The 9,841-nt window shown below is 53.6% G+C and carries 8 protein-coding genes; all 8 read right to left on the reverse strand.

Annotation, left to right across the window (positions count from 1 at the left end; all coding sequences use genetic code 11):
* Nucleotides 1-6 precede the first annotated feature (6 nt).
* Nucleotides 7-432 carry an OsmC family protein gene (locus ACESMB_RS13285; protein WP_372971780.1) on the reverse strand — a complete coding sequence of 142 codons (426 nt, stop codon included), beginning with the start codon at nt 430-432 and terminating at the stop codon, nt 7-9.
* Between the two features lie 237 nt (nt 433-669).
* Nucleotides 670-2,994 carry a molybdopterin-dependent oxidoreductase gene (locus ACESMB_RS13290; RefSeq protein WP_372971781.1) on the reverse strand — a complete coding sequence of 775 codons (2,325 nt, stop codon included), beginning with the start codon at nt 2,992-2,994 and terminating at the stop codon, nt 670-672.
* Between the two features lie 278 nt (nt 2,995-3,272).
* A complete protein-coding gene (locus ACESMB_RS13295) occupies nt 3,273-3,653 on the reverse strand; it encodes a cupin domain-containing protein (RefSeq protein WP_372971782.1) in 381 nt (126 codons plus the stop codon).
* An 89-nt stretch (nt 3,654-3,742) separates the two neighbouring features.
* Entirely contained in the window at nt 3,743-4,354 is a 612-nt protein-coding gene (locus tag ACESMB_RS13300) for a class I SAM-dependent methyltransferase (protein ID WP_372971783.1), read from the reverse strand.
* Nucleotides 4,355-4,459: 105 nt separating this feature from the next.
* The gene (gene cydB / locus ACESMB_RS13305; RefSeq protein WP_372971784.1) at nt 4,460-5,461 is read right to left on the reverse strand and encodes a cytochrome d ubiquinol oxidase subunit II; all 1,002 of its coding nucleotides are present in this window, start codon (nt 5,459-5,461) and stop codon (nt 4,460-4,462) included.
* 2 nt (nt 5,462-5,463) lie between these two features.
* On the reverse strand, nt 5,464-6,897 hold the full coding sequence (locus tag ACESMB_RS13310) for a cytochrome ubiquinol oxidase subunit I (RefSeq protein ID WP_372971785.1): 1,434 nt from the start codon (nt 6,895-6,897) through the stop codon (nt 5,464-5,466).
* A 34-nt stretch (nt 6,898-6,931) separates the two neighbouring features.
* On the reverse strand, nt 6,932-8,692 hold the full coding sequence (locus ACESMB_RS13315) for a SulP family inorganic anion transporter (RefSeq protein ID WP_372971786.1): 1,761 nt from the start codon (nt 8,690-8,692) through the stop codon (nt 6,932-6,934).
* A 12-nt stretch (nt 8,693-8,704) separates the two neighbouring features.
* A partial coding sequence (locus ACESMB_RS13320) for an FAD/NAD(P)-binding oxidoreductase (protein WP_372971787.1) occupies nt 8,705-9,841 on the reverse strand: 1,137 nt, incomplete at its 5' end.

The following is a 9,841-nucleotide window of genomic DNA, read 5'->3' on the forward strand; positions in this document are numbered from 1 at the left end:
TTTCCCCTAATCTTCCAGACGGGCGTCCATGGTGATTTCTGGCTTCAGGGCTTTTGAAACCGGGCAATTCATCTTGGCGGCGTTGGCAGCTTCCAGGAATTTGTCGCGGTCGATGCCGGGTATTTTCGCAGTCAAGTCAAAATGGATGGCCGATATTTCGAATCCATCGCTACCCTCGCTCAGGGTTACGTTGGCATTGGTATCGATGCTGTCGGGCACATGACCGGATTCACCGAGAATCATGGACAATGCCATGGAAAAACAGCCCGCGTGCGCTGCCCCGAGAAGTTCTTCTGGATTGGTTCCACTGCCATCCTCAAAACGGGTTCTGAACGAATACTGTTGTTGTGAAAGCACTCCGCTTTCGGTGGAAACTGTACCTTTGCCTTCTTTAAGGCTGCCTTCCCAGTGTGCATTAGCTTTGCGCTTCATGGTGCCTCCTTTCCGTTTTTATTCGCTGTATCACTTTCCGGATTCAACGGTGCAGCTTTGAAAGCATGCATTCAATACACCGTGTTTAATTAAACATGGTGCCCCTGAGCCCGTCAAACGGGCGATTACCGGCCTGACGTCAATCACCGGGGAGCCAGGTTCTTAATCGCTCATACTTCCCCTCATGGTGAGTTAGTACATTTCGATTGAGGGTTTGAAACGGATAAGTATTTACTCTCAACTAAATTTACGAATTACCGGGGGCGTAAAGACGTTAACTGAAGGAATTTTTCCTCGATACACTTCAATATCAACAAGGCACGATAAAGCACTTGGCCCCTGGGCAAGGCGAGAAGTACCTTCGTCGCGAGTCAGCACATTCGGATTGCTATGCAAGCATGAGACGTTCAGGTCGTTTCTTGCGGGCGGGTCATACCAAGACCCGGTGCTCAACTGAAGTACACCTTGAAGAACATCATCGCTAACTACAGCTGTGCACAAACAGGAGCCACGTGGACTATATATGCGCACTAAATCTCTGTCGCCTATACCCCTTTCTTCTGCATCTTTAGGATGTATCACGACAGGTTCACGACCATTGATTTTCGACTTTCTGCTTTGGCCACCGTGATCAAGCTGGGAATGGAGTTTATTTTTCGGTTGATTCGAGATCAGGTGTAGCTGGTATTTGGATGTGCGCCGCCCAGCCCATTCTTTGGGTTCGCTCCAGAACGGGAAGCCCGGGCATTCCTCGTATTGGAAATCAGCAACCCGTTGTGAGTAGATCTCTATTTTTCCACTCGGCGTGCTCAATGGGTTGCGAAGTGGATCGTCTCGAAAGTGCTTGAGAAAAACCTGCGGCTCTTCGGGCGATGAGCTTTCAAACCAGCCGCGAGCGGTAAAGTCTTCGAATGTCGGCAAGTCGATACTTTTGGCTTTAGCTTTCTCACGAGTCTCGTCGTAGAGTGCCTTCAACCAAGCTGATTCGTCTCGCTTTTCGGTAAACGCTTCTTCCACTCCCATGATTTTTGCGAGCCGACTGAAAATTTGATGATCAGTCATGCTCTCTCCAACCGGCTCAATGGCTTTTTGCATGTAGATGAGAAAAGGATCGCGGCTGGATCCAGCGATATCGTTGCGCTCAAGCGGAGTCGCGACTGGCAATACGATGTCTGCGTGCCTCGCATTTGCGTTCCAACACCATTCATGCACGATGACCGTCTCAGGTTTTTGCCAGGCTCTACTTAGCCGCACAAGATCCTGGTGATGGTGGAAAGGGTTGCCGCCGGCCCAGTACACCAATGCAATATCAGGATAGGTTCCAGTGGTGCCGTTGTATTCAAACGTTTCTCCGGGTTGCAGAAGCATGTCGGCAACTCGAGCAACGGGGATGAAGCGCTTTACGGGGTTGATCCCCTGCGGTAAAGAAGCGGCGGGTATGCCGCGGTAATTTGCACCAATGGCATTAATGGCACTGTAACCAAATCCAATACCACCACCAGGTGTCCCGAGTTGCCCCAGCATTGCGGCGACTGTAATCGCGGCCCAGTATGGCTGTTCGCCGTTGTCCTGTCGGGTGAGTGACCAGCTCACCGAAATCATCGTCCGTTTGCTGGCCATTTCCAGAGCGAGGGCCCGGATACTTGCGGCAGTGAGCCCGGTTTTTTCCGCCGCCCATGTCGCGGACTTCGGTTGGCCATCATTAGATCCGATAAGATATTCGAGAAACTCGTCAAATCCTGTTGTGTACGTGGACAAAAACCACTGATCCACGAGACCGTCCACGTGTAGGCTGTGTGCAATGCCGAGTAGTAAGGCAACATCGCTTCCAGGGTGAATAGCGTACCATTCAGCGTTAGCCTCTGTGAGAACGTCAGATCTTATCGGCCCGACATTAATAATATTCAAACCATTAGCGGCGGCCGCCAGAATGCCCTGTTTCTGGACGTGCCGTCCAACTCCGCCATTTGTCACCTGCCCATTCCGGATAGGGACACCGCCAAAAGCGACAAATAGTTCACAATGATCTTTCAGAACTTCCCAGCTGGTAGCGCCATTGACCATTGAGTGAAAGTCACCAAGGACATAAGGCAACGTAACCTCAGCTGCCGCGTAACTGTAGGAATTAACAGAATTGGTAAATCCTCCCATGGTGTTGAGAAAGCGTTTTAGCTGGCTTGGGGCATGATGAAACCGCCCGGCACTGGCCCATCCATACGAACCACCATAAATCGCTTCATTGCCATACTGATTCCGAACCCGATCAAGTTCACCGCTGACGAGCTCAATCGCCCTGGACCAGGGCACTTCAATAAATTCATCTTCGCCACGCTTCACACCTGAATTCTCCGGGTGGCTCTCCAGCCATCCTTTGCGAACCATTGGTTTGTATATACGGAGTGGACCATTCAGTGTATCCAGTATGCCTTGCCCAATGGGGGATGGGTCAGGATCTTTCTCAAAACCTTCTAATGCACTTACTTTTCCGTTGTGCGTATAAACCCGGTAAGTGCCCCAGTGATTGCTAGTGAGCGCACTTTTGCGTGAATGCTTAGGTCCCATTTGGGCAATCCTGTTCCGTCTCATCGAGTTGGACGCATCGTGGATTTTAGTGATGAAGTCTGGTCTGAACTCTTCTGTTGCTGAATCACTGATGGCTTCTGTTAAGATCCGACAGCCTCTGGCATGAATTTCCAGTCGATAGCTGACTGATTGCCGTTACGGGTTGCAGATATCTATGTCCACACCTCAAGCATTCAGGAAAGAGTTCTTGGCAAACGACGGTCGCCATCACGCCCCCGGAGCGATAGTTCCGGCACCGAAAGCGCGACATTGGATCGTTACGATTCCTCGGCGTCCGCTTCTCCTTTTGTTTCATGCTCAGTCCCTGGCGCATGTTCGGGAGGGCAGTAGGTCGTATAAAGCTTCAGCATTTCACTGCCCGTGTTGCGGAAATTGTGGTACACCCCGGACGGTACAATGCTGACATCATCCGTTTTCACATCCACCGTTGTTTCTCCGATGGTTGCTTCGCCGGTGCCATCCACGAAGTATAGTAGTTGGTCATGCCCCTCGTGAACTTCTCCTCCGATTTCTCCGCCCGGTGGGATCGCCATCAGAACGAGTTGGGTATTTTCTCCCGTCCAAAGGACCTGACGGAATTCTTCGTTTTCCTTTGCCATTTCCACGATTGGAAGGGTGGTTTGTCTAACTTCTTTCATGGTTTGGGCTCCTAATCAAGGTTGATGTCGCGTTGTTTTGAAGAATCGTAGCGGATGTAATGCGCGAGAGGCTCTACGCGAATAGCTTCTCACGAGCTCGGTGCCATTTTCCTGGCGACAAACTGGACCACCGATCCGATGCCGGAATGAAACTGCCCTTCGCGGATATCCCTCTCAATTGCCCGGCACAGAAGAATTTCATCATGAGCAAAAATACTCCTTAATTCCCGCTCATCAAACATCATGTCAGCGGTACCTGGCCCTCCGGTCCCCCGACCTATTTGAGCAGTGCTATAACCTTCGAGGACCAAATAGCCATTCGGGCGCAGCGCTTTTCTTGCCTGTTTGAGGGAGCGTTGACGAGTCGCGGATGGGGTGTGGGCGAAAATCATAACAACTGCCTGATAAAAATTGGCTTTCGTCTCGTAAGTCGCTAGATCCGCTTTTTCAGTGTTGATACTCACACCATGCTTATCTGCAAGTAGCTTCGCTTTTCTCAAGCCCACCTCTGACAAGTCGACGCAAGTCACATCATGCCCGAGGGTGGCCAAATGAACGGCATTACGTCCCTCGCCCTCGGCAAGGCACAAGACTGGCCCCGGGTTTGCTGCTAGCTCCAGCTTTTGGCACTGTTCCGTCAGAAATGTATTGGGCTGTTCGCCATAGACATAGTCTTCACGATCGAATCTTTCATCCCACACGGGCTATTACTCCCAATGAACTCTCTATCTGGGAGCAACGCCAGGTAACGCTGCTCCCACTTAAGTCAAAGCGCATAATCGTGTCTTGCTCGTGTTGAGGCTCCTTCAGTGGTATCCCTCGCCCGCGCGGACCTTCCCACGGAATACCCAATAGGTCCAGGCGGTATAGGCCAGCACGATCGGAATCACGAACAACAGACCCAACAGCAGGAACAGCTGGGATTCATAGGCGGAAGCGGCATCCCAGAGTGTGTATTCCGGCGGAACCACGTAGGGCCAGCGGCTGACCACCAGGCCCAGATAGGTGGTGATGAACAGCCCCATGGTAGCCACGAACGGCATTCCGTCCCTGCGTTCACGAACCGAACGATAGATCTGAAGAGCACAGATCAAAGTCAGAACGGGCAGAATCCAGATAATGCTCAGGTTGGAAAACCAGCGTTCACGGACCATTTCATCCACAAAGGGCGTCCAGACACCGATGATGCCAAAGACCACGAGAACCGCCAGGAGTAATGGCAGGGTGATCTTGTAGGCCCACTGCTGCAGGTAACCCTCGGTTTTCATGATCAACCAGGTGGAACCCAGTAGGGCATAGCCGGCGAGCATGCCCAGGCCGGTAAGCACGGTGAACGGCGTGAGCCAGTCCAGCGCTTCGCCAACATAAACCCCGTTGGCGGTTTCAAAGCCCTGAATATAGGCCCCGACCACGGCGCCCTGGGCGAAGGAGGCAATAGCAGAACCGCCAGCAAAGGCCCAGTTCCAGAGGTAGCGAGACGTGCGGGCCTTGAACCGGAACTCGAACGCCACGCCCCGGAAAATCAGCCCGGCCAGCAGCAGGAATACACCAATGTAGAGTGCCGGCAGGAAGATGGAGTATACCATCGGAAAGGCCGCAAGCAGGCCAGCGCCACCCAGCACCAGCCAGGTTTCGTTGCCGTCCCACACCGGGGCCACCGAGTTCATCATGGTGTCCCGGCCTTCCTCGCTCGGGGCGAAGGGAAAAAGAATCCCCACGCCCAGGTCAAATCCGTCCATCAGCACATACATGATGACGCCGAAGCCGATAATGAATGCCCAGATGAGGGGCAGATCAAACAGTTCCATAGTCAGTGCGCTCCCTGTCCCGCAGTGTTGCCTGAAATTTCGCCTTCCTCTGGTTCCAGAGGTACATGGGCAGCAGAGAAGGGACGCTTGGGACGTTCCGCCTCGTGCTCGTCTTCACCGTGGTGATCTTCAAGACCGACGTAGAGTACCCGCATCAGGTAGTAGACGCCGGCGGAGAACACCATGGCGTAGACCACGACATAGCCGATGAGTGTGAACAGAGCCATGCTGCCGGTCAGTGACGGGGTCAATGCTTCCGCCTGGGTCATCTGGCCGTAGACCAGCCAGGGCGCCCGACCGGCTTCAGTGACAAACCAGCCGGTTAGCACTGCTATAAAAGGTGCAATAGTCATAAAGCGCATGCCCTGCAGGAACCAACGCTTTTGAAAGTACCTCCCCCCGGCGCGAAGAATTAATCCGGTGAAAGCAAACAGAACCATCAGCATACCGATGCCGACCATGATCCTGAATGACCAGAACACAATTGCCACAGGCGGCTGCTCGTCAACAGGAACCGCGTTCACGCCCGGCACTTCACCGTCCCACTCATGGGTCAGAATGAAACTGGCGAGGCTGGGAATACCAATCTCGTAAAGGTTCTGTTGATTCTCCTGGTCGGGAATGGCAAACAGTAGCAACGGCACATTGCGGGAGGTTTCCCAGTTACCTTCCATCGCCGCCACTTTGGTCGGCTGATGCTCCAGAGTGTTCAGACCGTGGAAATCGCCCAGCACAACTTGTGCGGGTGCAATAAACAGCAAAAGCCATAGGCACATGGATAACGCTTTACGATTAGCCTCGACCTCGCGACCGCGAAGTAGATACCAGGCACTCACTCCAGCCACCACAAATCCGCCGGTCAGGAAAGAGGCGAGCCCCATGTGCGCAAATCGATACGGGAAGGAGGGATTGAAGATCGCCTCGCTCCAGGAAGTTACATGGAAAACTCCGTTCTGCAGTTCAACACCTGCTGGAGTCTGCATCCAGCTATTCGCTGCAAGAATCCAAAAGGAGGAGATAAAGGTACCTAGCGCAACCATAATGGCCGCAAACAGATGGACTCCGGCGGGCACCTTGTCCCGGCCGAACAGCAGTACCCCGAGGAAAGCTGCCTCGAGGAAGAACGCTGTAACCACCTCATAACTGAGAACGGGGCCGAGGAAGTTGGCGGACGCCTGGGCGAAGTTACTCCAGTTGGTGCCAAACTGAAACGACATCACGATGCCCGACACCACACCCATGCCGAATACCACGGCAAAGACCTTGGTCCAGAACGCAGAAAGCTTTACCCACAACGGATTCTCGGTTTTGAAGGCCAGACCTTCGAGTACCGCGATGTAGGAAGCAAGGCCGATGGTAAACACCGGAAAAATGGCGTGAAACGACACGACAAACGCGAACTGGATTCTTGAAAGAATCAGGGGATCTAATTCCATAGCGCGTACTCCAGTAGACACATAGGTAGTCAGGCTATTGGGTTGAGGCTGCGGCCACGTGTAGCTTGTCTCTTCCCAAATAGGGTGAATGAGCGAGTGCTTTCCACGCGTGGTAAGTACTCATGAAGATCTGTCCAGACAACTCTTCGCAGAAATGCGTTCGGCTCAGACTATCCATAACCGGGCCTTTCACCTCAGCAAGGTGAAACGCAATGTCGGAGTCCATCATTCGGTTGTTGATTGCCTCCAGGCTCTCCAGGGCGGATGCGTCGATCACGTTCACGGCCTGACATGCGAGAACCAGATGCTTCATTCCTGGATTGCTGGCAATGAGCTCCAGAATGGTTTCTTCCAGATAGCGGGCATTAGCGAAGTAAAGACTCTCATCGACACGAAGAACGACCGTTTCATCATCTGTCTCGACTCGGTGGCGCTCAACATTCCGGAAATGTTCGGTACCAGGTACCAGACCGACCACAGCACTATGCGGACGACTGGTACGGTAAAGGTAAAGGCCAATCGAAAGACCGACACCGGCAAGGATGCCAGCTTCAACTCCTTGGACCAGCGTAAGCAGGATCGTTGCGAACATCGCCACGAAGTCGGCTTTCGAGTAGTCAAAGGTTCGACGGATAGCCCCAAAATCGATCAGGGTGCTCACCGCAATCATGATGGTGGCTGCCAGCGTCGCCTTGGGTAGATAAGCGAGCACACCCGTGAGCGTAAGAGTAGCCAGGGCAATGCCGACCGCCGTGAACATGCCTGCCAGCGGTGTTTGTGCACCTGCTTCAAAGTTCACGACAGAACGTGAGAAACCACCAGAAACCGGCGAGCCACCGCTGACGCCAGCGCCCACGTTGGCAAGCCCGAGTGCTATCAGCTCAGAGTTCGGATCAATTCTCTGACGTCTTTTTGCTGCCAGGGTCTGAGCGACGGAAACAGATTCCACAAACCCCACCAGGCTGATCAAAATGGCGGCCGGAACCAGAGTCGCCCAGATGTCGAACTCCAGAGGTGGAAGGCTGATTTTGGGAAGCCCGCTAGGCACCTGGCCAACCAGATTTACACCGTCACTCCCGAGGTTGAATTGCCAGGCCAGGGCAGTTGTGACGATGACCGCTGAAACAGGTGCTGCTTTTGCAAACAAATCGGCAGCCCGGTGAGACAGTCCAAAACCCGGGAGCGTTTGTTTCAGGTATTTCCGGCAAAGAAAAAGATAGATAAGCGTGCCACCACCGATTGCCAGCGTAACGAGATTCGTTGCGGGCAAATCTCTGAGGAGACCGTCTACCATTTCTATGAGATTGTGACCGCCACCTTCGATACCCAGAATATGGCCAAGCTGACTACCGGCAATGAGTATGCCCGATGCTGTTACAAAGCCGGAGATTACCGGATGGCTCAGGAAGTTGGCCATAAACCCGAGTCTCATCAGGCCCATGGCGAACAGTATCAGCCCGGAAAGTGTGGCCAGAACTAATGCTGCACCAGCGTATTCCGGGGATCCAACCGCGGCAATACCACCAAGCGCAGAAGCGGTCATCAGAGATGCGACCGCCACGGGGCCTACTGCGAGAGTCGCACTGGTGCCGAACAGGGCATAGATCACCAGAGGAATCATGCTGGCGTAAAGGCCAACTTCAGGTGGCAGTCCGGCCAACAGGGCATACGCTAAAGCCTGGGGGACGAGCATGAGAGTAACGATGATCGCTGCAAGGCCATCGCTGATCAACGCATCTGAACCATAGCCTTTCAGCCAGTTGATGATCGGCAGGTAGGCACCAGGATTTTTCACAATTTACCTCCCTTAAGCCTCACGGGTGGCCGGCGCAGCCATCCATTCACGACCCTTTAGCATCCCGTTCCAATAGAGCCAGGGAAGCTGTTTGGCTTTCAGAAACCAGGCCATCCGTGTCGCTTTGGTGCCGTCATTGATCCATTTCGGGAAGCTGGGCTGAAGCGTGCCACCGTAGCCGAATTCAGCCAGAACGATGCGGCCCCTCTCGACGGTCAGCGGGCAGGACCCATAACCGAGGTACGCTGCGGAAAGCGGGAGATCATGAAGCGAGTGCACGACATTCTGAGCAACAACCGGGGCTTGCTTTCTTACCGCCGCCATCGTCTTGGAGTTAGGTGTGCCGCTTGCGTCTCCCAGGCCGAAAATCGCGGGAAACCGTTTGTGCTGAAGTGTTTCCGAATCAAGGTCTAACCAGCCTTCAGAATTGGCCAGGCCGGATTCCTCGATGAACGAAGGAGCGCATTGAGGAGGCACGACGTGAAGCATGTCGAAGGACACCTCAATTTGGTGCTCCCCGCTAACCGTTGTTTTCAGGAATCGCGCAGTTCGGTTCGGGCCGTCAACGCTCAGTAGCCGCTCTTCAAAGCAGAGATCAATCCCGTACAGATCGATGTATCGTTGAAGTTCGGGAACGTAATCTTCAACGCCAAAGAGCACCTTCCCGGCCGAATGATAAGAAACATTGATACTGTCCAACCGATGGTTACGGCGCCAGTGATCTGCCGACAAGTACATGGCTTTTTGAGGCGCACCGGCGCATTTGATGAGCATCGGGGGCTGAACGAAAACCGCGTTACCTGTCTCTAATTCTTGAACCAGTGACCAGGTATAGGGAGCAAGATCGTAACGATAATTAGACGTGACACCGTGTTGACCAAGGGTGTCCTCAAGGCCCTCAATGGCACCCCAGTTGAGCACCAAACCGGGCGCAATAACCAGGCGACTGTAACCGACCGAGTCGCCGTCCGAAAGCAAGACCGTCTGCGCGTTGGGCTGAACGAATTCGGCAGACGCCTGATACCAGCTGCAGCCTTTCGGTATGACCGATTCTGCGGTTCGACGGGTGCTTTCAGCAGAAAAAACGCCACCGCCGACCATGGTCCAGCCTGGCTGATAATCGTGAGTTTCGCTGGGATCAATAACCGC

This window comes from Marinobacter sp. (assembly GCF_041686475.1).
Taxonomy (GTDB): Bacteria; Pseudomonadota; Gammaproteobacteria; order Pseudomonadales; family Oleiphilaceae; genus Marinobacter.

Coding starts and splice junctions, on each gene's coding strand:
- ACESMB_RS13310 (WP_372971785.1), bottom strand. CDS start 6,897: ATGGAATTAGATCCCCTGATTCTTTCAAGAATCCAGTTCGCGTTTGTC.
- cydB (WP_372971784.1), bottom strand. CDS start 5,461: ATGGAACTGTTTGATCTGCCCCTCATCTGGGCATTCATTATCGGCTTC.
- ACESMB_RS13295 (WP_372971782.1), bottom strand. CDS start 3,653: ATGAAAGAAGTTAGACAAACCACCCTTCCAATCGTGGAAATGGCAAAG.
- ACESMB_RS13290 (WP_372971781.1), bottom strand. CDS start 2,994: ATGGGACCTAAGCATTCACGCAAAAGTGCGCTCACTAGCAATCACTGG.
- ACESMB_RS13285 (WP_372971780.1), bottom strand. CDS start 432: ATGAAGCGCAAAGCTAATGCACACTGGGAAGGCAGCCTTAAAGAAGGC.